Origin of the sequence: Aegicerativicinus sediminis, from assembly GCF_015476115.1 — a bacterium.
Classification (GTDB): Bacteria; Bacteroidota; Bacteroidia; order Flavobacteriales; family Flavobacteriaceae; genus Aegicerativicinus; species Aegicerativicinus sediminis.
Map to the genome: position 1 here is coordinate 1995675 of NZ_CP064295.1, position 21654 is coordinate 2017328.

General features: G+C 35.9%; 26 protein-coding genes. 16 read left to right on the top strand and 10 right to left on the bottom strand.

The window, feature by feature from the left end; all coding sequences use genetic code 11:
* Positions 1-105: 105 nt before the first annotated feature.
* Together ISU00_RS08555 and hutF are read left to right on the top strand one after the other, a co-directional pair.
* Positions 106-915 carry an N-formylglutamate amidohydrolase gene (locus ISU00_RS08555; RefSeq protein ID WP_228853644.1) on the top strand — a complete coding sequence of 270 codons (810 nt, stop codon included), beginning with the start codon at positions 106-108 and terminating at the stop codon, positions 913-915.
* Positions 902-2281 carry a formimidoylglutamate deiminase gene (gene hutF, locus ISU00_RS08560; protein ID WP_228853645.1) on the top strand — a complete coding sequence of 460 codons (1380 nt, stop codon included), beginning with the start codon at positions 902-904 and terminating at the stop codon, positions 2279-2281. Before ISU00_RS08555 ends, hutF begins: the two co-directional genes overlap by 14 nt.
* Before the next feature lie 54 nt (positions 2282-2335).
* Here hutF and ahcY read toward each other — a convergent pair whose 3' ends face one another.
* Positions 2336-3652, bottom strand: a complete 1317-nt coding sequence (gene ahcY / locus ISU00_RS08565) for an adenosylhomocysteinase (protein ID WP_228853646.1) — start codon at positions 3650-3652, stop codon at positions 2336-2338.
* Positions 3653-3800: 148 nt separating this feature from the next.
* Between ahcY and ISU00_RS08570 the strand changes: the two genes are divergently transcribed.
* From ISU00_RS08570 to ISU00_RS08605, 8 genes are all read left to right on the top strand, one after another.
* On the top strand, positions 3801-4430 hold the full coding sequence (locus tag ISU00_RS08570) for a 4'-phosphopantetheinyl transferase family protein (protein WP_228853647.1): 630 nt from the start codon (positions 3801-3803) through the stop codon (positions 4428-4430).
* Positions 4427-5182 (top strand): geranylgeranylglyceryl/heptaprenylglyceryl phosphate synthase, encoded by a 756-nt coding sequence (locus ISU00_RS08575; protein ID WP_228853648.1) that lies wholly within the window; start codon positions 4427-4429, stop codon positions 5180-5182. The genes ISU00_RS08570 and ISU00_RS08575 overlap by 4 nt, the downstream gene beginning before the upstream one ends.
* A complete protein-coding gene (locus ISU00_RS08580) occupies positions 5166-5426 on the top strand; it encodes a hypothetical protein (protein ID WP_228853649.1) in 261 nt (86 codons plus the stop codon). The genes ISU00_RS08575 and ISU00_RS08580 overlap by 17 nt, the downstream gene beginning before the upstream one ends.
* Positions 5410-6042 (top strand): nicotinamide riboside transporter PnuC, encoded by a 633-nt coding sequence (gene pnuC / locus ISU00_RS08585; protein ID WP_228853650.1) that lies wholly within the window; start codon positions 5410-5412, stop codon positions 6040-6042. The genes ISU00_RS08580 and pnuC overlap by 17 nt, the downstream gene beginning before the upstream one ends.
* Complete coding sequence (locus ISU00_RS08590) at positions 6003-6566, top strand: AAA family ATPase (protein ID WP_228853651.1); 564 nt, start codon at positions 6003-6005, stop codon at positions 6564-6566. Before pnuC ends, ISU00_RS08590 begins: the two co-directional genes overlap by 40 nt.
* A gap of 2 nt (positions 6567-6568) precedes the next feature.
* Entirely contained in the window at positions 6569-8128 is a 1560-nt protein-coding gene (locus ISU00_RS08595) for a DUF4301 family protein (protein ID WP_228853652.1), read from the top strand.
* Positions 8125-8529, top strand: coding sequence for an alternative ribosome rescue aminoacyl-tRNA hydrolase ArfB (arfB, locus tag ISU00_RS08600; protein ID WP_228853653.1), 405 nt, complete (start codon positions 8125-8127; stop codon positions 8527-8529). The genes ISU00_RS08595 and arfB overlap by 4 nt, the downstream gene beginning before the upstream one ends.
* Before the next feature lie 235 nt (positions 8530-8764).
* Positions 8765-11023, top strand: a complete 2259-nt coding sequence (locus tag ISU00_RS08605) for a TonB-dependent receptor (RefSeq protein WP_228853654.1) — start codon at positions 8765-8767, stop codon at positions 11021-11023.
* Here ISU00_RS08605 and ISU00_RS08610 read toward each other — a convergent pair.
* Entirely contained in the window at positions 11020-11451 is a 432-nt protein-coding gene (locus ISU00_RS08610; protein ID WP_228853655.1) for a Rieske (2Fe-2S) protein, read from the bottom strand. The two genes, ISU00_RS08605 and ISU00_RS08610, sit on opposite strands and share 4 nt — an antisense overlap.
* 166 nt (positions 11452-11617) lie before the next feature.
* Between ISU00_RS08610 and greA the strand changes: the two genes are divergently transcribed.
* Entirely contained in the window at positions 11618-12091 is a 474-nt protein-coding gene (greA, locus tag ISU00_RS08615) for a transcription elongation factor GreA (protein WP_228853656.1), read from the top strand.
* Between the two features lies 1 nt (position 12092).
* Positions 12093-12488 (top strand): HIT family protein, encoded by a 396-nt coding sequence (locus ISU00_RS08620; protein ID WP_228853657.1) that lies wholly within the window; start codon positions 12093-12095, stop codon positions 12486-12488.
* Here ISU00_RS08620 and ISU00_RS08625 read toward each other — a convergent pair.
* Complete coding sequence (locus tag ISU00_RS08625) at positions 12485-13633, bottom strand: sensor histidine kinase (protein WP_228853658.1); 1149 nt, start codon at positions 13631-13633, stop codon at positions 12485-12487. The genes ISU00_RS08620 and ISU00_RS08625 overlap by 4 nt on opposite strands.
* Positions 13634-13752: 119 nt before the next feature.
* Here ISU00_RS08625 and ISU00_RS08630 point away from each other — a divergent pair, with 119 nt between their 5' ends.
* The 3 genes from ISU00_RS08630 to aat all read left to right on the top strand — a co-directional run bounded on the left by ISU00_RS08630 (position 13753) and on the right by aat (position 15766).
* On the top strand, positions 13753-14622 hold the full coding sequence (locus ISU00_RS08630) for a flavin reductase family protein (protein ID WP_228853659.1): 870 nt from the start codon (positions 13753-13755) through the stop codon (positions 14620-14622).
* Positions 14623-14654: 32 nt separating this feature from the next.
* Positions 14655-15032: a DUF3127 domain-containing protein gene (locus tag ISU00_RS08635; RefSeq protein WP_228853660.1), complete on the top strand. Its 378-nt coding sequence runs from the start codon at positions 14655-14657 to the stop codon at positions 15030-15032.
* 95 nt (positions 15033-15127) lie between these two features.
* Positions 15128-15766 carry a leucyl/phenylalanyl-tRNA--protein transferase gene (gene aat / locus ISU00_RS08640; RefSeq protein WP_228853661.1) on the top strand — a complete coding sequence of 213 codons (639 nt, stop codon included), beginning with the start codon at positions 15128-15130 and terminating at the stop codon, positions 15764-15766.
* Here aat and ISU00_RS08645 read toward each other — a convergent pair.
* From ISU00_RS08645 to ISU00_RS08675, 7 genes are all read right to left on the bottom strand, one after another.
* Positions 15763-16350 carry a hypothetical protein gene (locus ISU00_RS08645; protein WP_228853662.1) on the bottom strand — a complete coding sequence of 196 codons (588 nt, stop codon included), beginning with the start codon at positions 16348-16350 and terminating at the stop codon, positions 15763-15765. The two genes, aat and ISU00_RS08645, sit on opposite strands and share 4 nt — an antisense overlap.
* The gene (locus tag ISU00_RS08650; RefSeq protein ID WP_228853663.1) at positions 16340-16906 is read right to left on the bottom strand and encodes a DNA-3-methyladenine glycosylase I; all 567 of its coding nucleotides are present in this window, start codon (positions 16904-16906) and stop codon (positions 16340-16342) included. The genes ISU00_RS08645 and ISU00_RS08650 overlap by 11 nt, the downstream gene beginning before the upstream one ends.
* A 57-nt stretch (positions 16907-16963) precedes the next feature.
* A complete protein-coding gene (locus tag ISU00_RS08655; RefSeq protein WP_228853664.1) occupies positions 16964-17716 on the bottom strand; it encodes an energy transducer TonB in 753 nt (250 codons plus the stop codon).
* 230 nt (positions 17717-17946) lie between these two features.
* The gene (truB, locus tag ISU00_RS08660; RefSeq protein ID WP_228853665.1) at positions 17947-18636 is read right to left on the bottom strand and encodes a tRNA pseudouridine(55) synthase TruB; all 690 of its coding nucleotides are present in this window, start codon (positions 18634-18636) and stop codon (positions 17947-17949) included.
* Positions 18636-19430: an undecaprenyl-diphosphate phosphatase gene (locus ISU00_RS08665; RefSeq protein WP_228853666.1), complete on the bottom strand. Its 795-nt coding sequence runs from the start codon at positions 19428-19430 to the stop codon at positions 18636-18638. Before ISU00_RS08665 ends, truB begins: the two co-directional genes overlap by 1 nt.
* Positions 19431-19454: 24 nt before the next feature.
* A complete protein-coding gene (locus ISU00_RS08670) occupies positions 19455-19712 on the bottom strand; it encodes a DUF3098 domain-containing protein (RefSeq protein ID WP_228853667.1) in 258 nt (85 codons plus the stop codon).
* 25 nt (positions 19713-19737) lie between these two features.
* On the bottom strand, positions 19738-20616 hold the full coding sequence (locus tag ISU00_RS08675; protein WP_228853668.1) for a cell division protein FtsX: 879 nt from the start codon (positions 20614-20616) through the stop codon (positions 19738-19740).
* 67 nt (positions 20617-20683) lie between these two features.
* Here ISU00_RS08675 and ISU00_RS08680 point away from each other — a divergent pair, with 67 nt between their 5' ends.
* On the top strand, positions 20684-21610 hold the full coding sequence (locus tag ISU00_RS08680; RefSeq protein WP_228853669.1) for a ketopantoate reductase family protein: 927 nt from the start codon (positions 20684-20686) through the stop codon (positions 21608-21610).
* The last annotated feature ends 44 nt before the right edge of the window (positions 21611-21654 follow it).

The window sequence follows — 21654 nt, forward strand, 5'->3', positions numbered from 1 at the left end:
TCTATAATCTAAGGGATTCTTCGGATTTTCACGTCTCATATAAAAGTAAGGTGATACTTTTATATTCCTATTCAATGTATTGCTAAAATTTGTAGATAGGTCATTATGGAGATTTACAATATATACGAACCTACGACCAAAAAGGTGCCAATAATTGTTAGCTCACCTCATTCTGGTTGGGCATTCCCCGAAAATTTAAAACATAGATTTAAGAAAAAAATGATAACGAGGCCAGATGATACCGATTGGTATATCGATCGGCTATACAGTTTTGTCAAGGATTTGGGCATTACTCTTATTTCAGCCAATTTCTGTAGATGGGTAATCGATTTAAATAGGGATCCGGATAGTAAACCGCTTTATGATGATGGTAGAGTAATAACTGCCCTAACGCCAACTACCGATTTTAATGGAATTAATTTATATGAAACCGGGGAAGAACCAACTGATGAAGAAGTAACACAGCGTATTAAAGAATTTTATGAGCCCTATCACAACAAATTACATGAACTAACCCAAGCTTATAAAGATGAATTTGGAAAGGTGTTGTTGTTTGATGCACATTCTATTAGAGACATTGTGCCAGGTATAAGGAAAGAGGCATTTCCGCAATTGATTCTTGGGGATAACAATGGAGTATCTTGTTCGAATACTTTTATTAATACTGCTTTGAATGCCTTAAAAAGTAGTCGCTATGAGGTAACCCATAATTACCCATTTAAGGGTGGGTATATTACACGGTCAATTGGAAATCCGAAGGAGAACATTCATGCCTTGCAATTGGAAATGATTAAGACTAATTATATGAATGATGAACAAATGGAATATGACAAGAAAAGGGCTGAGAATATGCAAAAGACATTAGAAAATATGTTTGTTAATTTAATTGAGGCATTGGAAGATGAAAAAGGCTGAAAAAAGTTTTCAATTTAAAGGTTTGCTTACCGAAAATGGTTGGCTGGAGAATGTTAAGGTTTATCTTGATGATGATGGTAAAATCGAAAAAATCGATAGTGGGAGAGTAGACAGTTCAGCTGAAGGCTATGCATTACCAGGTTTTCAAAATGCGCATTCCCACGCCTTTCAATATGCCATGGCTGGCTTAGCTGAGTTGCATTCAACAAATAGTGTTGATGACGACTTTTGGAGTTGGCGATCCGCTATGTATGACATTGCACTTTCTGTATCTCCGGATGAGTTAGAGGCTATTGCTACTATGCTTTATTCTAAAATGCTTCGCTTCGGCTACACTTCTGTGGCTGAATTTCATTATTTGCATCATGATAAAGATGGGAAGCTTTTTGATAATAGAGCCGAACTTGGAGCAAGATTAGTTAGTGCAGCAAAAACTGCCGGAATTAAAATTACACTTGTGCCCATGTTTTATCAAATGGGTGGATTTGGGCAAGTAGCTTTGGAAAAGCAAAAGCGTTTTATTTCGCCCTCTTTAGATGAATACTTGAAACTTTGGGAAGCTTCAGAAAAAGTTGTTAGAAATCAATCGCACGCAAAAATCGGTTATGGTATTCACTCTCTTAGAGCCGTAAAAGCTGGGGATATCGAATCTTTTTTCAAAGATTATAAGCAAGACTTGCCTTTTCATATTCACCTTGCCGAACAGATCAAAGAAATTAAAGATTGTCAAGAGTTTTATCATATGCCACCAGTTGAATGGTTTTTAAATAATGCGCCAGTTTCAGAAAATTTTCATTTGGTTCATTGTACGCATTTGAATGATTTTGAAGTGAAAGGAATTGCGGAAAGTGGTGCATCTGTGGTGCTGTGTCCCACTACTGAGGGTAATTTGGGTGATGGAATATTTCGATTTATAGATTATAAGGAATTTAATGGAAATTGGAGTATTGGTACGGATTCGCATATAGGTCTAAATCCTTTTGAAGAATTGAGATTATTGGATTATGGACAGCGATTAATTTCTCATAAGCGCAATATTTTTACAACTTCGGAAAGTGGGGATAGTGGTTTTAATGCTATTAAAATGGCTTGGAAGTCTGGTCGAAGAGCTATGGGTGAGCAAAATTCTGAATTCTTTGAAATTGGGGATGATTTTGATGCGGTTGTAATGAAGTCTTCCAGTCCATTAATCGAAAATTCTTCAATTAAAAACTTGTGTAACACTTTTGTCTATACTGCCGATTCAAGGGATATATTAGGCACAATTGTAGCAGGGAAATGGCTAGTTAAAGAAAATGAGCACAATAAGTTTCAATCGATAAAAGATCGATTTAAAGAAGCAATCAAAAATTTAGCAATTAGATAAAAAAGAAAACCCTCGAAATTTCGAGGGTTTTTTAATTTATATGAATTTCTCAGATTAGTATCTGTAATATTCAGGTTTAAATGGACCTTCAACAGGTACATCGATATAATTTGCTTGGTCTTGCTTTAATTCAGTTAATTCCACTCCGATTTTTTCAAGATGTAATTTTGCAACCTTTTCATCTAAATGTTTAGGAAGCATATAAACCTTATTTTCATATTCTCCATGGTTGTTCCACAACTCAATCTGTGCCAAAGTTTGGTTAGTAAATGAGTTGCTCATTACAAAACTAGGGTGCCCTGTTGCACAACCTAAATTCACCAATCGACCTTCAGCAAGAATAATAATATCGTTGCCGTTAACAGAGTATTTATCAACTTGATCCTTAATGGTGTTTTTTGTTGAACCGTGATTTTTATTCATCCAAGCCATATCTATTTCGTTGTCGAAATGCCCAATGTTACATACTATGGTCTTGTCCTTCATCGCCTCAAAATGCTTGCCTGTAACAATGTCCTTATTACCAGTAGCAGTAATTACAATGTCAGCATTACCAACCACAGTTTCAAGTTTTTTAACTTCATAACCGTCCATTGCAGCCTGTAATGCACAAATTGGATCGATTTCAGTAACTGTTACTATACTTCCAGCACCTCTAAATGACGCAGCAGTTCCTTTACCTACATCTCCATAACCACAAACCACAACACGCTTACCGGCTAACATTACGTCGGTTGCACGTCTAATAGCATCAACAGCACTTTCTCTACAGCCATATTTATTATCGAATTTGCTCTTTGTAACAGAGTCATTTACGTTGATGGCAGGCATAGGAAGAGTGCCTTTTTTCATTCGTTCATACAAACGGTGTACACCTGTTGTGGTTTCTTCAGATAGACCTTTAATGCCTGAAATTAATTCTGGATAGTTATCAAAAACCATATTTGTTAGATCACCGCCATCGTCCAAAATCATGTTCAAGGGTTTTCTTTCTTCACCAAAAAATAAGGTTTGTTCTATGCACCAATTGAATTCTTCTTCAGTCATTCCTTTCCAAGCATAAACTGGAATGCCCGCAGCAGCAATGGCAGCAGCGGCTTGGTCTTGAGTTGAAAAGATATTGCAAGAACTCCAGGTAACTTCAGCACCTAATGCCACCAAAGTCTCAATAAGGACAGCAGTTTGTATGGTCATATGCAAACAACCGGCAATCCTGGCACCTTTGAGCGGTTGAGAGTCGCGATACTCCTCACGTAAGCTCATCAATCCTGGCATTTCAGCTTCAGCTAGCTCTATTTCTTTGCGGCCCCATTCAGCCAATTCAATATTTTTGACTTTATAAGGTAAGTAAGTTGCAGTTTTTGTACTCATAAAAATGTTTCAATTTATTATCGCCAAATTCAATTGGCTTTGCTTTTAAAATAGATTAAATTCGCCTTTGTTAATCAGCAAGCTAACCACTTGGTCTACTGATTAATTTTTGGTTTGCAAAGTTAACCAATAAGTTTGAGAAATCTAAATGCCACTATATAAATCCATTAAACCAAATCCGCATACCGAAGTTAAGGTGTGGAAAATTACCGAATCTTTTGAAGATTTACTGAAACCAATAACACTTTTGCCGGATCGGATGAAACGTGTCGACGGTATGAAAAGTGAAATCCATAGACGTGGATTTTTGAGTGTAAGACATTTGCTAGCAGAATTTGGCTATGAGGATAAAGATCTTTACTATGACCAGTATGGTAAGCCTCATTTAACAGATGGTAAACATATCTCAATAACCCATTCGTTTGAGTTTTCCGCAGTAGTTGTAAGTGATGAGGTCGTGGGGATTGATATAGAAATGCAGCGATCAAAAATTATAAAGATTGGTTCAAAGTTTTGTGATTTTGACAACTACCATATATGTAAATCTGAAACAGAAATGGTTAGAAAACTCACTGTGATATGGTGCATAAAAGAATCCCTCTATAAATCTTATGCAACACCCGGATTGAGTTTTAAAGAGCATTGCCAAGTAATTCCTTTTATGCTAGATGATGGCCAAACACTATCATGGATTCTATATGAAGATAAGGCCTGCCGATATACAAGTCATTATTTTGAATTTGAAGGTTATACCTGTGCTTATATTATGCCATCGTGAATGAAATCTTAGCATATATAAAATATGGAGCTTCTAGAAAAATTCCATTTTTGGCTGTATTGCTAGATCCAGACAAATTGGAGGTTAAAGACTTACCAAGGTTATTAAATAAAATCCACAAATCGGCTACCACTCACATTTTAGTAGGTGGAAGTACGGTTAAAGATGGACAAACACAGGAAATTGTTTCAGTCATTAAGCAGCTAAGCCATCTGCCAATCATTATATTTCCTGGAGATACCAATCAGATTTGTGAAGAGGCAGATGCTATCTTATTTCTTTCACTGCTATCGGGTAATAATCCAGATTATTTAATAGGAAAACATGTGGAAGCCGTTCCTAAACTTTTAAATTCAGATTTGGAAATTATCCCAACGGCTTATATTCTTGTTGAAAATGGCAAAGCTACAGCCGTGGAAAAGGTCACGGAAACAGTGCCAATTCCAAATTCAGATATAAACCAAGTAGTACATACCGCTAAGGCAGGAGAATTTTTAGGAATGCAGTTATGTTATTTGGAAGCAGGAAGTGGGGCAAACCAACCTATACCAGTAGACATTATTAAAGCAGTAAAGTCAATTCTCAACATTCCATTAATTATTGGTGGAGGAATCAACAACATGCAAGGTATTCAGAAGGCGTATGATGCGGGAGCGGACATGGTTGTAATCGGAACAGCTTTTGAAAATGATCCATGTTTTTTTGAAACCACAGAAAAAATAAATCAGATTTCCCATGAAAATATCCGTTGAGCTAACCTTAACACCTTTGCAAGACAATTTTGAGCCTCCTATAAAAGGGTTTATTGTGACCCTAAGAAATTCAGATTTCAAGGTATTGGAGAATCCATTGAGTACTCAAATCTACGGGGAGTACGATTCTTTAATGCCATTTTTAACCAATGCCGTAAAAGAGGCCTTTTTAAATTTAGATCATGTAGTCTTACACATGAAATTAGTAAAAAGTGATCGCAGCGACTATGAACCAGATTTTTGATTTTTTTTTAGATGCTTATCGAGATACCCCAACTTATGCTATTATACTGGAATTTATAGCCTTTGTTTTTGGTATACTAAGCGTTTACTATGCTAAAAAAGAGAATATTTGGGTTTATCCTACTGGATTAATAGCTACGATTATAACTGTTTATCTTCTTTATGTTGCAGGTTATTTGGGAGATATGATGATGAACGTTTATTACTCTATAATGAGTATCTACGGATGGTGGAACTGGTCTAGAAAAAAGAACAATGTCTATGTTGTGCCAATTTCCAGAACCAATCTAAAAGAAAAATTAATTGGTGTTTTGTTTTTTATTCTTACTATGGTTGTAACCTACCTAGTTTATAGGGGATTTGACTATGAAATTGGAACCACAAATTATATAGATATTGTTACTTCCGGCATCTTTTTTACCGCAATGTGGTACATGGCTATTAAGAAACTTGAAAACTGGACACTTTGGATTATCGGGGATATCGTAACAGTTCCGCTTTATGGTTATCGTGGTCTAGGCATGCTATCTTTACAATATCTTATCTTTACAATCCTTGCAATTCAAGGGTACATCGCATGGAAAAAAGCCTTAAACAAAAACCTTCAGACTGCATAAAAGTTGTAATGTTTGGTCCTGAATCCACAGGAAAAACCACCTTAGCCATGAAATTGGCTGAGCATTATAATACGGCTTGGGTACCCGAGTATGCTAGGGATTATCTTCAGAAAAAGTGGGACAAGGAAAAGAAAATCTGTGAAACTGCTGATCTTTTACCAATTGCCAAAGGCCAAATTAAAATTGAAAACGAACTTACTGAAATAGCTAATAAAATATTGATTTGTGATACTGATCTTCTAGAAACCAAAGTATATTCGGAAACTTATTATGGCGGTAGTTGTGATCCATTATTGGAGGAATATGCGATTAAAAATCAATATGATTTATATTTCTTAACTTATGTAGATATACCTTGGGTAAAGGATGACCTGCGTGATAAACCTTTTCAAAGAGCAGAAATGTTTGCGGCTTTTGAACAAGCCTTAATCGAATACAATCGTCCATATATTATCCTTAAAGGTAGTATGGAGCAACGGTTATCTCTCGCAGTTGATACAATTGATAAAAAATTTTTTAAATGAGTATGGAATTTTCACTAAAGGATACTGAACAAATTAAAGCAAAAGGATTGACTCTAGAGGCGGTAGAGCATCAAATGGAACTATTCCAAAACGGTTTGCCTTATTCAAATTTGGTTGCTCCAGCGGTGGTTGATGATGGGATACTTAAACTTTCGGAAAAAGAAAGAGATGGATTCATAAAAATATATGAAAAAAAGGTTGATGATATTTCGGTTATAAAATTTGTTCCGGCTTCCGGTGCTGCAACTCGCATGTTTAAGTTTTTATTTCAGTTTCTAAAAACTTACGATCCTGAAAAAGAAAGTATAAATAGTTATATCAATAATAATAACGACAGAGATCTTTACACTTTTTTGGTTGGGTTAGAAAAATTTCCGTTTTATGAATCCGTTCGGGCGAGCCTTTTGAAGAGTTGTCCAGATTACGAATCTATGAGTAGTAATGACCAATATTTATTGTTCATCAAGGCAATGTTAGATTCAGATAAATTGGATTATGGCAATTCCCCTAAAGGCCTTCTGCCATTCCATGAATATAAGAATCAAGTTATTTCTACAGCTTTCGAGGAACATTTGTTTGAGACGGCTTTATATACTTCTCAAAAAAAGCCGGTAAAGATTCATTTTACCATTTCGGAAAAATACAAAGACCGTTTTAATGAAGAGTTTAAGAGAATTCAAGATAAAGTTGAGCAAAAAACAGGATCTAAATTCGATATCAGTTTTTCTTATCAGAAACAGTCAACCGATACAATAGCTGTCACTCCAGATAACGAGCCCTTTCGAAATCAGGATAGCTCAATTCTTTTTAGACCTTCGGGACATGGGGCTTTGGTTGAAAACCTAAATGAACTTGATGCCGATGTTATATTCATGAAGAATATAGATAATGTGGTTGTTTACAGATATAAAGATGAAGTGGCCTGTTATAAAAAAATGCTTGGGGGGATTTTGTTAGACATTCAGGAAAAGGTTTTTCAATATTTAAATGAATTAGATTCTAAAACTTTTGAAGAAGCTGAATTAGAACCAGTCTTAAACTTTATGACTGATGAAATGCAGATTAAATTTTCTAGGGAGTTTCAGAAATATAAAACCAAATACCAGATTGAATACATCCAGGAAAAACTTAATCGACCAATTAGAATCTGCGGAATGGTTAAGAATGAAGGTGAACCCGGAGGTGGCCCTTTCTGGGTAAAAAATGAAAATGGAGAGGTCTCCCTTCAGATTGTAGAGTCTGCACAAATTGATTTAAAAAACAAAAAGCAAAAGAGCATTTTTAAAGGTTCTACACATTTTAATCCGGTAGACGTTGTTTGCGGTGTTCGAAATTATAAAGGAGAAAAATTCAATTTGAAGGAGTTTGTTGATCCCAATGCGGCTTTTATTACGGATAAAACCAAATCAGGAAAAGATCTTAAAGCACTCGAATTACCAGGACTTTGGAATGGCACCATGGCAAATTGGAATACTATTTTCGTTGAAGTGCCATTGATAACCTTTAATCCTGTAAAAACTGTAAATGATCTTCTGAAGGCTCCCCACCAAATTAAAAAATGATCGATTTTGAAATTTTAGAAAAAGAGCTGCAATTCAGAGCTGTTAGAAGTTCTGGAGCAGGTGGGCAGCACGTTAATAAAGTTTCAAGCAAGGTTGAACTTTATTGGTCTTTACAGGATTCCATGGTCTTTGATGAAGACCAAAAGCATCGCTTAGAAGTTAAATTATCTAACCGCCTCACGAAAGATGGAGTTCTGATTCTTCAAAATAGTGAAAGCCGGAGTCAACATAAAAATAAAGAATTGGTTGTTCAGCAATTCAAAGAGCTGATTGAAGAAAGTTTAAAAAAGAAAAAGAAGCGTGTAGCAACCAAAGTTCCGAAGAAAGTAAAACAAAAACGTCTGGCCAACAAACGACAACTTTCTGAGAAAAAAGCCCTTAGAAAACCTCCTGAGATTTAATTAAATTTTCAAAGTTTAGTTATGGCATATTTATCTATATGTGTAACTTTGTTCCGTTCTCAAAAGGGGTGCCTATATCGGCTGAGATCATACCCAATGAACCTAGAACAGGTAATGCTGTTTAGGGATAAACAAGGTGAAATAATCACCTTGAATTGGATCTTAAGGATTCGTAATTAAATAACAACTAAAGAATAATTACCTCTTTTTATTCGATTAAAAATTTTTAATCGCAATGAAAAATTTATTCAATGTTCTTGGTGTTGTTGTGCTGACGTTTGGTTTATCGTACCAGATGTATAGTCAACAGCCAAAAGATCAAGACACGACAAAAACTGAAGTATTAGAGGAGGTATTGGTAACTGCTGTCAGAGTTAAATCCAATGCCCCGATTACCCATTCCAATTTATCCAAGGTAGAAATTGCTAAGAGAAATTTGGGGCAAGATGTGCCTCAGTTGCTTAATTTTTTACCGGCTGTTGTAACTACTTCAGATGCAGGAGCAGGAATAGGGTATACGGGAATTCGTGTTCGTGGCATCAATGCGCAATCTACTAATGTTACGATTAATGGAATCCCCTATAACGATGCCGAGTCTATGGGGACTTTTTGGGTCAACTTGGGCGATATTGCGTCATCCGTTCAAAATATACAATTACAAAGAGGTGTTGGAACCTCCACAAATGGCTCTGGTGCTTTTGGCGCAAGTATCAATGTGTTGACGGATGCTGTTGCCAACGAACCTTATGCAGAAATCAATAATTCAGTTGGAAGTTTTAATACTCGAAAACATACGGTTAAAATGAGCACTGGTCTTATTGATCGTCATTTTGAAGTGTCCGGTAGACTTTCCCAAATAAAATCTGATGGGTATATCGATAGAGCTTCGTCTGATCTAAAATCGTATTTCCTTCAAGCGTCTTATGTTGATGATAATACATTGATAAAAGCGATTACGTTTGCCGGTAAAGAAGAAACATATCAGTCTTGGTATGGATTTGATCCTGTTTCTACAGAATATGCAGGGTTTAATCCGAATTTAGATGAAAACCGAAGATTCAATATTGCAGGCATAATGTTCGATGATGAAGGTAATTTTAAAGGCTATTACGACAAGCAAGTCGACAACTATGGCCAAGATCACTACCAATTGCATTGGAATCACCGTTACAACCAGAAATGGTCAACAAATTTTGCTTTAAACTATACTTACGGACGAGGTTATTTTGAAGAATACGTCGATGACTATTTATATCAAAACATATATTTTTCAGGAGATTCTACCTATGATTTTTTGGGATTAGATCCTATAATCGTTGACGGGCAAGAAATAAATTCTACAGATTATATAAGGCGTCGCTGGCTCGACAATGATTTCTACGTTTTTAATGGTGCAATTAATTATAAAGATGAAAACCTACAAGTAGTTGGTGGTGGTTCATACAGTTTATACAAGGGAGACCATTTTGGTGAAATCATTTGGGCCAGATATGCGCCAACTTTGGAAGAAGGAGATCATTATTATGATGGTTACGGAGAGAAAACCGATACCAACATCTTCGGCAAAGCAACCTACAGTTTAAATGGTCAATGGCAATTTTATGGCGATCTGCAGGTTCGCTTTGTGGATTATACCACAAGTGGACAAAATTCAGACAGAGAACCGTTTATAACGGACAAACAATACACCTTCTTTAATCCGAAGGCTGGACTGACCTACAAAATGAATGACCAGAACAGCCTGTACCTTTCGTATGCCCGCGCGAATCGTGAACCCAATCGCGATGATTTCCAAAACAACCCAAATGTGAAACCAGAGCAACTCAATGATTTTGAGTTAGGTTGGCGCTACGATTCTGAAAGGTTCAGGCTGCATTCAAATCTGTATTATATGCATTACAATGAACAGTTGGTGCTTACAGGAATGTTGGATGATGTAGGAAACCCAATTAGAGACAACAGTGGTGAAAGTTACCGTTTAGGTTTAGAGATAGAAGCCGCTTGGAATATAACCAAAGGCCTAAATTTAAAACCTAACATTGCAATCAGTTCAAACAAAAACAAGGAGTTTATTGCATCGTTAGATGGTGAATTGGTGAATCTTGGCAGAACTTCCATTTCGTATTCCCCAAATGTGGTGTTTGGCAATGCTTTGGAATACAGTCCCATTGAAAATCTTCAAATTGCACTATTAAGTAAATATGTTGGGGAACAATACATGGGCAATACCGATTCAGATTTTTCAAAGTTGGATGCCTATTTTGTAAATGATCTTAATGTGAATTATACCATCAGGCCAAAATCTATTTTTAAAGAAATAGTTCTGACCGCATTGGTAAATAATATTTTGGATGAAAGATATATTTCCAATGGTTATTATTATACGTACGATGACGATTTTTCAGTTCCAGGAGTAATCACTACAGTTGAAGGTGCTGGCTATTATCCACAAGCGGAAAGAAATTTTTTAGTTGGGTTGACCTTGAGATTTTAATTTGTAATCACCAAAGTTGTAGCGTTCGGTTGAGACACCCGGTATTCTTTTAATCCACATGGAAGGGGTTTGTCTTTGGCCTGTCCTGTAAATAGGTAGTATGTATTTTCGTCCTCACATTGGCAAGTGACCTCCACACCCTCTCTTTGCAAAAAAGAACAAGACCCGTTAATTGTATGGTTGGGATCTGCTGCATCAAAGGCTCGATAGCCACTTCCAACATTGATTACATAAAAACCTAAATTTCCTTGGTTGGGAACATAAACAGAATTGCTTGTAAATTGTAATTGACTATACTCGGGTAAATTCATATTAATAGTATAATTAACGCCAACATTTAGTAGATAACGGCATTCATTTCTATTGTCATCACTGCTACAGGAAATAAACATAAATAAGACAAAAACGGAAAAAAGGTAGCGGGCCATAAACAGTTTCGTTTGGCACAATTTACAACAAAATATAAACTGCGAATAATAATTCGTATATTTGTAGACCAATCTCGTGAAAGCGAGATTTTTTGCGTTGTATACTTTGCCTAAAGATTGAAAAAGGAGTGGTGATAATGCAGATTTCAACTTAAAAATGACGATTATGAGTAACATTTCTTATTACACAGCAGAGGGGTTAAAAAAATTAAGGGACGAGCTTAATTATTTAAAGGATGTTGAGCGTCCTAAGGCGTCACAAGCTATTGCAGATGCCAGAGATAAAGGAGATTTGAGTGAGAATGCCGAATACGATGCTGCAAAGGAAGCACAGGGTTTGTTGGAAATGAAAATTTCTAAAATGGAAGAGACTCTGGCAAATGCACGTGTAATTGATGAGTCTCAACTGGATACTTCAAAAGTTCTAGTGCTTTCAAAGGTGAAAATAAAGAACCAAGTTAGCGGTCAAGTGATGAACTATACCCTTGTTGCCGATGGTGAAGCAGATTTGGCCAAAGGTAAGATTTCTGTTAATTCACCAATTGGAAAAGGTTTGTTAGGAAAGAAAGTTGGAGAAGTTGCAGATATTACCGTGCCTAATGGCGTTATTAAGTTTGATATTTTAGAAATCTCCCGATAAAATGGCAACCATATTCACTAAAATAATTAATGGCGAACTTCCTGCTTATAAAGTGGCTGAGACGGATGATTATTTAGCCTTTTTAGATATTAATCCGAACGCGAAAGGTCATACCCTTTGTATCCCAAAAGAGGAAGAAAACAAGATTTTTGATTTGGATGAGGAAACTTATTTAGGCCTTATGAAATTTTCAAGAAATGTTGCAAAGGCTATTGAAAAAGTAGTGCCATGCCAACGGATTGGAATGTCGGTTATAGGTCTTGAGGTTCCTCATGTACATGTTCATCTTATCCCATTAAGAACAATGGAGGACGCCAGATTTACTTCAAAAGATAAACTATCGGATTCGGAATTCAGGGAATTGGCAAATGCAATCTCTGAGGCTTACAAAGGTTAGGATAGTCGCAATTGAATTTGCATTGTAGTTCCTTTATTCAATTCTGAATGAAGGACCTTTATTTTTCCGTTGTGGTAATCCTCAATAATTCTCTTGGCCAAGGATAAACCAAGGCCCCAACCGCGTTTTTTACTAGTGTAACCGGGTTCAAAGATCTTATTGTATTGGTGTTTTGGTATACCTTTACCGGAGTCCGTAATATTTATTTTCACAAATTTGTCAGCCTCGACTATTTTAATCTCCAAGTTGCCCTTTCCTTTCATGGCATCAATGGCATTTTTAACCAAGTTTTCAATAGTCCAGCTGTATAATTGTCTGTTTAACTTAACCATTATGGATTTGTCTGGGGCCATGAAATTGAAATGGACCAAATCTGAAGATCTTGCCTTCAAATAATCAAATGATTCTTTGGTTTCTTGAATAATATCAGCAAATTCCATATTCGGAATAGAACCAATTTTACTGAATCGCTCCGTTATTGTTTGCAATCTGTTGATGTCTTTTTCAATTTCAATGATATAATCAGGATTCACATTTTCGCTCCGTAAAATTTCAGTCCAACCCACCAATGAAGACAACGGGGTGCCAATTTGGTGAGCAGTTTCTTTAGCCATACCTGTCCAAAGTTTATTTTGGTCTGCATTTTTAGAACTTCTATAAAAGAAAAATACCACGGCCGCAAACAAAAAAATTATCAACAGTAATGCCAGGGGATAATATTTCAATTTGTTTAAAAGAGGTGAATTGCCATAATAGATCGTATTAAACAGCTGTCCATTAACCTTTACTTCAATAGGATGGTTTTCTGAAGCAAATTGCTCCATAAGGTCTTGTGCAAAAACAGTATCTTTCAACTTTTCTTCATCTATATTGTTGGAACTTATAATTTCTCCATCAGGATTTACCAACATCATAGGGGTTGTGGTGTTGCTTTCCAAAATCCGTGAAGTCAATTCTATTTCTGCATCTGAGGTTGACCTCATTAGGTTTTCTTGGGCTGTTGACCAGTTTTCCATTTTGGTTCGTTCTTCTGCCTTAAAATTCTGAAAGAAGATATAGGTGTTCCAAAGAATTAGAGAAATGATAATAAAAGATGCCGCAATGAGGATCCAACGTACCACGTTACGATTTCTGGTAAGGGCCATTTAATTAATTTGATTCCTAAATATAATGCATATTGTTAATAATTATTGTGTCTCAAGCAACCGTATTCATTTTATAAAACAGCCTTTATTGGTTACATTTGCCAAAATCAAGATTTTTAATGATTTCATTAGATCCGAAGACCTTGTCTACGCCAAAATTGCAAATGTATTTGCAGGCAGCAGTGGCGCCAAGACCGATAGCATTGGCAAGTACTGTTGATGAGGTGGGGAAGCCAAATTTATCACCTTTTAGCTTTTTTAATATTTTCAGTTCTAATCCGCCAATTTTGGTTTTTTCTCCTTCGAGAAGGGTAAGGGATAATACTATAAAACATACGCTTGAAAATGTTTTGGCTACCAAGGAAGTTGTTATAAATGTGGTGAATTATGATATCGTGCATCAAACTTCATTATCTAGCACAGAATATGGAAAAGGGGTAAATGAGTTTGAAAAATCTGGATTAACCATACTTAACTCGGATGTTGTAAAACCTTTTAGGGTTGCTGAATCACCAGTTCAATTTGAGTGTAAGGTAAACGATGTTATCTCGCTTGGTGAAGAGGGTGGTGCTGGAAATTTAGTGATATGTGAAGTTTTGAAAATTCATATTAGCAAGGAAGTGCTTGATGATGAAAATCATATCATTCAAGAGAAACTAGATCTAGTAGCTCGAGCTGGAGGAAATTATTACAGTAGGGCAAAAAAAGGATTTTTTGAGATTCCGAAACCTTTAAAAACAAAGGGAATTGGTGTGGATGCAATGCCTGAATATGTTAAGAATAGTATGGTTCTAACTGGCAACGATTTAGGAATGCTTGGAAATGTTGAACGATTGCCAGAACAAAAAGAGGTTACAGATTTTATTATTCATGTTAGTGAGCGTTACCCAAATATCCAAAATATGAATCAGCGTGAAAAACATAAAATAGCCAGAAATTATCTGAGTTATGGGGATGTTGAAAGTGCATGGAAATTATTGTTGTCGTAAAGTTTAAAATTAGAATAAGATTAAAATAGGAAATGGAAGTACAAGGAAGAATTAAAAAGATTGGAGAAACCCAGACATTTGGTTCAAATGGGTTTAGAAAAAGAGAAATAGTTATAGTTACTGAGGAACAATACCCCCAACCCTTAATGGTGGAATTTGTTCAAGATAAAACAGATTTACTGAATAATTACAGTGAAGGACAGACGGTGAAGGTCTCGATCAATTTAAGAGGTCGTGAGTGGCAAAGTCCTCAAGGAGAAATAAAGTATTTTAATTCTATACAAGGTTGGAGAATTGAGAGCCTTCAACCAGAGTCATCATCTCCAGATATGCCTCCAATTCCTCCAGCGGAAGCATTTGAACCTGCAGATGATATTAATGATGAAGATTACGACGATTTACCTTTTTAATGGAATCGCAAGAATGTAAAAATCCCAAAGAAAAACTTTGGGATTTTTGCTTTTTAAGGTTTCTGAACTATTAAAGTTTTAAAATCAATAACTTAATGTTTGTCCTTTCAGAAGATTTAATTTTTCCTAGGATTGAACTTGCCACTAACGATGGATTATTGGCAATTGGTGGTGATCTATCATCTGAAAGATTATTATTGGCTTATAAATCCGGAATATTTCCGTGGTATTCTGAGGGACAGCCAATCCTATGGTGGTCTCCGGATCCGCGGTTTGTTTTGTTTCCAAAAGACTTGAAAGTTTCCAAAAGCATGAAAAAAATATTGAGAAACGAAACTTTTAAAATTACTTATTGCCAACAATTTGAAAGGGTTATTGAAGCATGTGCCTCAATGCCAAGAAGAGGTCAGGAATCTACCTGGATTACTGTGGAAATGAAAAAAGCTTATTTAAGGCTATTTGGTTTGGGTATTGCCAAATCTGTAGAGGTGTGGAAGGATGGAGAATTAGTTGGAGGCCTTTACGGAGTGGATTTAGGTCATGTATTTTGCGGTGAAAGTATGTTCTCAAAGGTTAGTAATGCATCTAAGTATGGATTTATAAAGTTTGTCGAGAAATTAAAATGTAAGAATTATAAATTAATAGATTGTCAAGTTTTTACAGAACATTTGTCTAGCCTAGGCGCTGTGGAAATACCAAGGGAGGAATTTAGCAAAATCCTGAAATCTCATTAGAGTATTCTGAATCCAACCTTTAGGGAAAACTCTGGATTGAAAACAGGAGGTTTATAATTAAAACCCCCAACATTGATATTTTTATCTCCTCCAATTCTTAAACTAAGGCCAGTCCAAGGAGACAAATAGATTCTCTTGGAAAGATTCCATACATAACCAAAACTACCATTTAAAAGATAGCTTTTGTAATTGGCTCTTTCAAGATTTTCTTTAGATTGAATTTGTTCATTCCAGTAAACACCTCCTGCGCCAATCCAAAAGCCAGATTGGAATTCGTTGAAAAAATAATCTAGAATAATAGCTGTAGACTTTATTTGCTTATCAGTAAAATCATCATCTACCATAAATTCTGGCATATTTACTTTGGCAAAAAGACCTCTAATTCGAAACCTGTCAAATCCAATCCAACCTGCTCCCATATATCCTTCAAAAATGTATGGTAAAACGTCCAATTCTAACCCAGCGCTTATGTCCTTGTTTTGTCCGTGTGAAAGGCCTGAAACTAAAAGTAATAGAGTACATATTCCAATTTTATATGGTTTAAGTACTACATTCGATTTATCGATTATTGAACTAAACTTCATGGTACCTAAAACAATTTATTTCGTGATCGTTTACCATTCCTGTTGCCTGCATATGTGCATAAATAACTGTACTACCAACAAATTTGAAACCTCGCTTCTTTAAATCCTTGCTAATTGTATCACTTAATGGTGTTGTTGCGGGAGCGTTTTTATAATGTTCTAATTTATTTTTTATAGGATTTCCTTCAACAAAATCCCATATATAATTAGAAAATGATCCGAATTCCTCCTGAACTTTAATGAAAGCCTGGGCATTGGTAACGGTAGCATTGATTTTAAGTTTATTTCTTATTATTCCTGCGTCATTCAACAATTCAGCTATTTTATTTTCTGAATAGGAAGCAATTAAATTATAATCAAAGTTGTCGAATGCCTTTCGAAAGTTTTCACGTTTTCGCAAAATGGTAATCCAACTGAGACCTGCTTGAAAGGTTTCTAATATTAAAAATTCAAATAAAGTGGCATCATCATACACAGGCACACCCCATTCCAAATCATGGTAGGCCTCATATAATGGGTCTCCAAGGCACCATCCACAACGATGAAGATTTTGCATTGAAATTCATTTAGGATTTAAACCTAAAAGTACGTCTAATTACTAAGAAATTGTAGCTTAATTTTTGCCCTTAAACCTAAAGGTTATAGTCCCAACCTGTACTGGTTGTTTGCCAGTATCAAAGGTCACGGATTCTGCATATTCCGTAGCACTATCTATTAAGCATTGGTTCTTTGAAGTTGATGAACCATTAATGCTAGTATTTATAACCTTTCCAGTATTATTCACTGTAATGTTTACAATGATTATTCCGCTTTCTTCACATAAATACCGAGGAGTGTCGAAATCTAACATTGTCCGGCCCTTAAGTGAATAGGTAAGGGTGCTATTAGCGTTAGTGTTTTCTGGCTTTTTCCAATTTTCAGAATTACGCATGGCAAGTAAGTCCTTGACTTTACTATAAGTGCTTTTCTCATTTGATTTAACACCATATCCCGAGGAAGCATTATAATCAGAATTAGAAGTTAAAATTTCCTCCGGTTCTTCGTTTTCAGTTTGTTGGGAATTGTCAGCATCATTTTTGTTAAGGTCACCAGCAGTAACAGTTCGGAAATTCTTCATCACTTCCTTAAACTCCTTATCCTCATTAAAGGCTTGGTTGGTAGTCGGCTTACTGTCATCAATTTCGCTAAGTTCCTTTTCCTTTTCCAATTTCTCCTCTATTTCTTCAGGAGTCAAAGGTTCCATTTCGTAATAACTTTCGGCTATAAGTTCGGTTTGTTTGGTAATGTGAAGACTGAACATACCAAACACCACAATTCCGGTAATCAGAATTGTAATTATTAGGGCTTTATGTCTTTCAATAAACATCACAATTTAGTTCTATAAGTAGGTTATTTATATACGAACGAAAAACTAATATAGATTAAATAACGATAATAGCAAAACAATTGTCCCTTTCTGGTAATGTGGAAAGTACTAATAATCAAAATATTACGCTAATTCTTGGTGTGAGTAAAATTTTAGTGAAATATGATGTAACATGCTTATAATCATGTTTATACGGGTTTAAAAACTTGTGTTTAATCGTTGCGAAGGTATTAACCCAAACTTTGTAAGAAGGAGTTTAGGGTTTGTGCATTTTCAACAGAATAGCTACCAATTTTTGTGCGTCTAAGTTTTGATAAATGGGCGCCACTATTCAATTTTTTGCCAAAATCGTGTGCTAAAGATCTTATATAGGTTCCTTTGCTGCAAACAACACGAAAATCTACCATTAGATCTTCAAATTTGGTTATTTCGAATTCTGTAATGGTCACTTTTCTGGATTTTAATTCTATTTCCTCTCCAGCCCTAGCTGCAGCGTAGGCACGTTTTCCATCTTGTTTTATGGCTGAAAATATTGGAGGAATTTGATCTATCTCGCCAATAAAAGATTGTGCAGTTTCATTTAGTAGTTTACTATTAACATGTTCAGTCGGATATTCTTGGTCAACCTCTGTTTCTAAATCATAAGAGGGTGTGGTGCTTCCTAAGGTAAAGGTGCCAGTGTATTCTTTCTCTTGAGCCTGAAATTTTTCAATAGATTTAGTCATTTTGCCAGTGCAGATAAGTAGTAATCCAGATGCTAGAGGATCTAAGGTTCCGGCATGTCCAACCTTAATTTTCTTTAGTTGAAATTGCTTTCTTATGGCCCAGCGCATCTTGTTTACAACTTGAAAAGAAGTCCATTCTAAAGGTTTATCGATTAGAATTAATTGGCCATTTAGAAAATCTTCCTTAGTAGTCATTATGTAGATAGGGTGTAGGCTATGGCTATAAGTCCAATAATAGTGCAGTAGAGCGCAAAGTAAGAAAGTTTACTCCGCTTAACTAATTTTATCATCCAGGTACAGGCAAAAATACCCGCGGTAAAAGCTGTTATAAACCCAATGCCTAATAAGCCCATATCGGTACTTTCCCCCGATAAATCACCACTTAAAATATCTTTCGCGATTTTACCGAAAATTAAAGGTACAACCATCAAAAATGAAAATCTTGCGGCTTTACCTTTGTCATTTCCTAAAAGAACTGAGGTTGAAATAGTTGCTCCTGACCTAGAAATTCCAGGCAAAATTGCAACTGCCTGAGATATACCAATCACAAAAGCATCTAAAAATCTAACAGGTCGACCAGTATTTTTGGCCCGATCCGCCAAAAGCAGAAGTAATGCAGTCAGCAATAACATACTGCCAACCAATAGCAGATTTCCCCCAAATAATTCTTCAATTTCATTTTCAAAAAATAATCCCACAAACACAGCCGGTATCATTGATACTATAATTTTCAATGCGAAATGAAATTCTTCGTTCCAACGAAATTTAAAAAGACCTTTCAACAGGAAAAGTATATCCTTTCTAAAAACAATAATGGTGCTCAAAGCCGTAGCGAAATGAACCACCACAGTAAACAAAAGACTTTCTTCGGGAACACTATTATCTCCTAACAATGCTTTCCCGATTTCAAGATGGCCACTTGAGGAAACTGGTAAAAATTCAGTTAAACCTTGAACAATTCCCAACAGGGCCGCATCGATGCCATCCATAAGATGAGGGGTGAATTACTTGGATTACTTTTGTTTATTCGGATTCAATAAAATGGCATAGACCTGTATGCCGAAACCAATCAGTACGAGTGCAGGCGCAAGTCGAATTCTTCGGAAATTAAAGATCTCTTCATTGAAAACATTTGGATCGTCACTGCCTCCGCCTGCCATTAAAATAAAACCTAATGCGATGCAGGCCAAGCCTATAAACATAAACTTGTAATTTTTACGTCCGAATATGAATTCTGATCTAGCCTGCTCTTTTCGTTTCTTTTCTCCCATTTCGGATTAATTTTTAAGGTAAAACCTAATAGTATAAATGATCGGTTTTAAGGTTAAGGAATCTTTGTGTGGCTATAAAGGTGCTTATGCTTGTTATAATAACCCCAATAGCAGCTACTAAAACAAAAACGAGGACTAATAGAATTGGATGGTCTAAAAATCCTAATGACGGAAAGCTCTTGTTTACATAATAAAGAACAGCTCCCATCCCAATCATAGCGACAGCAGACCCTATTAACCCGAGCTGTACATTTTTCCAGATAAAGGGTCGACGTATAAAACTTTTTGTTGCCCCTACCATTTGCATGGTTTTGATAATAAATCGTTTAGAATATACCGCTAACCGGATTGAACTGTTAATAAGCAGCACCGCTATTAAAGTAAACAGGGAACTAATTATTAGAACCCAAAATGTAATCTTTTTTACATTGTCGTTCATTAGTTCCACCAAATCATTGTCGTACCTTATTTCTTCAATAAATTGTTTATCAGCTAGGTCCTCTGAAATAGATTGAAGAGTTTCATTAGTAACATAATCGGCCTTTAAATAGACATCTATGGAATTCATTAATGGATTATAGCCAACGAAATCCATAAAATCTTCACCAGTTTCCTCTTGCATCAATTTAGCGGCATCTTCCTTGGGTACATAGGTAGTTGATTTGGTATAATCTGCCATTGCCAAGGATTTTTCCAATTGCTTTACTTCAACTTCTTTAGCAGTATCATTAAGGTAAATGGTTACTACAACCTGTTCTTTAAAGTGGTCTGCAACTTTTTTGGCATTTATTACCAAAAGTCCTAAGCACCCTAATAAAAATAGGACTAAGGATATGCTTATAACCACTGAAAAATAGGAGGAAATTAATCTTCGTTTTTGATATTTATCAAAAGATGTGCTCATTCTGTTTTCTTGGCTGCGTAAAAATATAAAAGTAAATTTAAAGACTCGAGAATTATAACTGAAGACTATGAAAATTGTTGTAGTAGGGGCTGGTGGAGTTGGCGGATATTTTGGTGCAAGACTTGCTGAGGCGGGTCATAATGTAACTTTTGTGGTCCGAGAACCTCATTTTTCAATTATACTCCAAGATGGGCTAAAAATTATCCATTCTGAAGGAGAATTTACCGTTCACCCAAAGGTTGTCAAAGATTTTAAGGAAATCCCAGATATGGATTTAATTATCCTGGCCATTAAATCTTGGCAGCTTCAAACGGTTGCGGAACAATTTAAACCGTATTTGCAAAAACATACCTTAGTGCTACCATTACAAAATGGGGTGGGAAGTGTCGACAAGCTTTCGGAAGTAATTCCTGCCAAGAACATTTTGGCCGGCTTTTGTAAAATTGTAAGTAAGGTTGAGAGCCCAGGTATAATTCGTCATTTAAACTTTAAACCAGAAATTGTTTTTGGAGAAATTGACAATTCGCAAACAAATCGGATTTTAAAACTTCAACAGCGGTTATCCAAGGCCAATTTTGTGGCCACTGTTCCAAAAGACATACATTTAGAAATCTGGAAGAAATTCTTGTTTATTGCCACAGTTAGTGGATTGGGCGGACTTACCCGAATGACTATGGGTGTTCTGCGATCAGAATCATATACCCGACAACTCCTGGAAGAATCTTCAAAAGAAATAATTGCCCTTGCCCAAGCAAAGGGGATTGGCCTTTCCGAAGAACATTTTTTAATGGTAATGGGGGTGATTGATAATCTTGAGCCAGATACTACAGCTAGTGTGCAAAGAGATATCATGGCAGGAAAGCCAAGTGAATTGGAAGATTTTAATGGTTATATAATGAAAGAGGGTAGAAAACTTGGGGTGGATACCCCAACCCATGCTTTTACATACTACTGTTTGCTTCCAATGGAAAAGAAGGCTAGAAACCTTCTGTAAAGGTTTTAGATTGCTATAAGAAAGCTTAAATTTGCGCTTCCAAA

Coding starts and splice junctions, on each gene's coding strand:
- ISU00_RS08555 (WP_228853644.1), top strand. CDS start 106: ATGGAGATTTACAATATATACGAACCTACGACCAAAAAGGTGCCAATA.
- hutF (WP_228853645.1), top strand. CDS start 902: ATGAAAAAGGCTGAAAAAAGTTTTCAATTTAAAGGTTTGCTTACCGAA.
- ahcY (WP_228853646.1), bottom strand. CDS start 3,652: ATGAGTACAAAAACTGCAACTTACTTACCTTATAAAGTCAAAAATATT.
- ISU00_RS08570 (WP_228853647.1), top strand. CDS start 3,801: ATGCCACTATATAAATCCATTAAACCAAATCCGCATACCGAAGTTAAG.
- ISU00_RS08580 (WP_228853649.1), top strand. CDS start 5,166: ATGAAAATATCCGTTGAGCTAACCTTAACACCTTTGCAAGACAATTTT.
- pnuC (WP_228853650.1), top strand. CDS start 5,410: ATGAACCAGATTTTTGATTTTTTTTTAGATGCTTATCGAGATACCCCA.
- ISU00_RS08590 (WP_228853651.1), top strand. CDS start 6,003: ATGGAAAAAAGCCTTAAACAAAAACCTTCAGACTGCATAAAAGTTGTA.
- ISU00_RS08595 (WP_228853652.1), top strand. CDS start 6,569: ATGGAATTTTCACTAAAGGATACTGAACAAATTAAAGCAAAAGGATTG.
- arfB (WP_228853653.1), top strand. CDS start 8,125: ATGATCGATTTTGAAATTTTAGAAAAAGAGCTGCAATTCAGAGCTGTT.
- ISU00_RS08605 (WP_228853654.1), top strand. CDS start 8,765: ATGAAAAATTTATTCAATGTTCTTGGTGTTGTTGTGCTGACGTTTGGT.
- ISU00_RS08610 (WP_228853655.1), bottom strand. CDS start 11,451: ATGGCCCGCTACCTTTTTTCCGTTTTTGTCTTATTTATGTTTATTTCC.
- greA (WP_228853656.1), top strand. CDS start 11,618: ATGAGTAACATTTCTTATTACACAGCAGAGGGGTTAAAAAAATTAAGG.
- ISU00_RS08620 (WP_228853657.1), top strand. CDS start 12,093: ATGGCAACCATATTCACTAAAATAATTAATGGCGAACTTCCTGCTTAT.
- ISU00_RS08625 (WP_228853658.1), bottom strand. CDS start 13,633: ATGGCCCTTACCAGAAATCGTAACGTGGTACGTTGGATCCTCATTGCG.
- ISU00_RS08630 (WP_228853659.1), top strand. CDS start 13,753: ATGATTTCATTAGATCCGAAGACCTTGTCTACGCCAAAATTGCAAATG.
- ISU00_RS08635 (WP_228853660.1), top strand. CDS start 14,655: ATGGAAGTACAAGGAAGAATTAAAAAGATTGGAGAAACCCAGACATTT.
- aat (WP_228853661.1), top strand. CDS start 15,128: ATGTTTGTCCTTTCAGAAGATTTAATTTTTCCTAGGATTGAACTTGCC.
- ISU00_RS08645 (WP_228853662.1), bottom strand. CDS start 16,350: ATGAAGTTTAGTTCAATAATCGATAAATCGAATGTAGTACTTAAACCA.
- ISU00_RS08650 (WP_228853663.1), bottom strand. CDS start 16,906: ATGCAAAATCTTCATCGTTGTGGATGGTGCCTTGGAGACCCATTATAT.
- ISU00_RS08655 (WP_228853664.1), bottom strand. CDS start 17,716: ATGTTTATTGAAAGACATAAAGCCCTAATAATTACAATTCTGATTACC.
- truB (WP_228853665.1), bottom strand. CDS start 18,636: ATGACTACTAAGGAAGATTTTCTAAATGGCCAATTAATTCTAATCGAT.
- ISU00_RS08665 (WP_228853666.1), bottom strand. CDS start 19,430: ATGGATGGCATCGATGCGGCCCTGTTGGGAATTGTTCAAGGTTTAACT.
- ISU00_RS08670 (WP_228853667.1), bottom strand. CDS start 19,712: ATGGGAGAAAAGAAACGAAAAGAGCAGGCTAGATCAGAATTCATATTC.
- ISU00_RS08675 (WP_228853668.1), bottom strand. CDS start 20,616: ATGAGCACATCTTTTGATAAATATCAAAAACGAAGATTAATTTCCTCC.
- ISU00_RS08680 (WP_228853669.1), top strand. CDS start 20,684: ATGAAAATTGTTGTAGTAGGGGCTGGTGGAGTTGGCGGATATTTTGGT.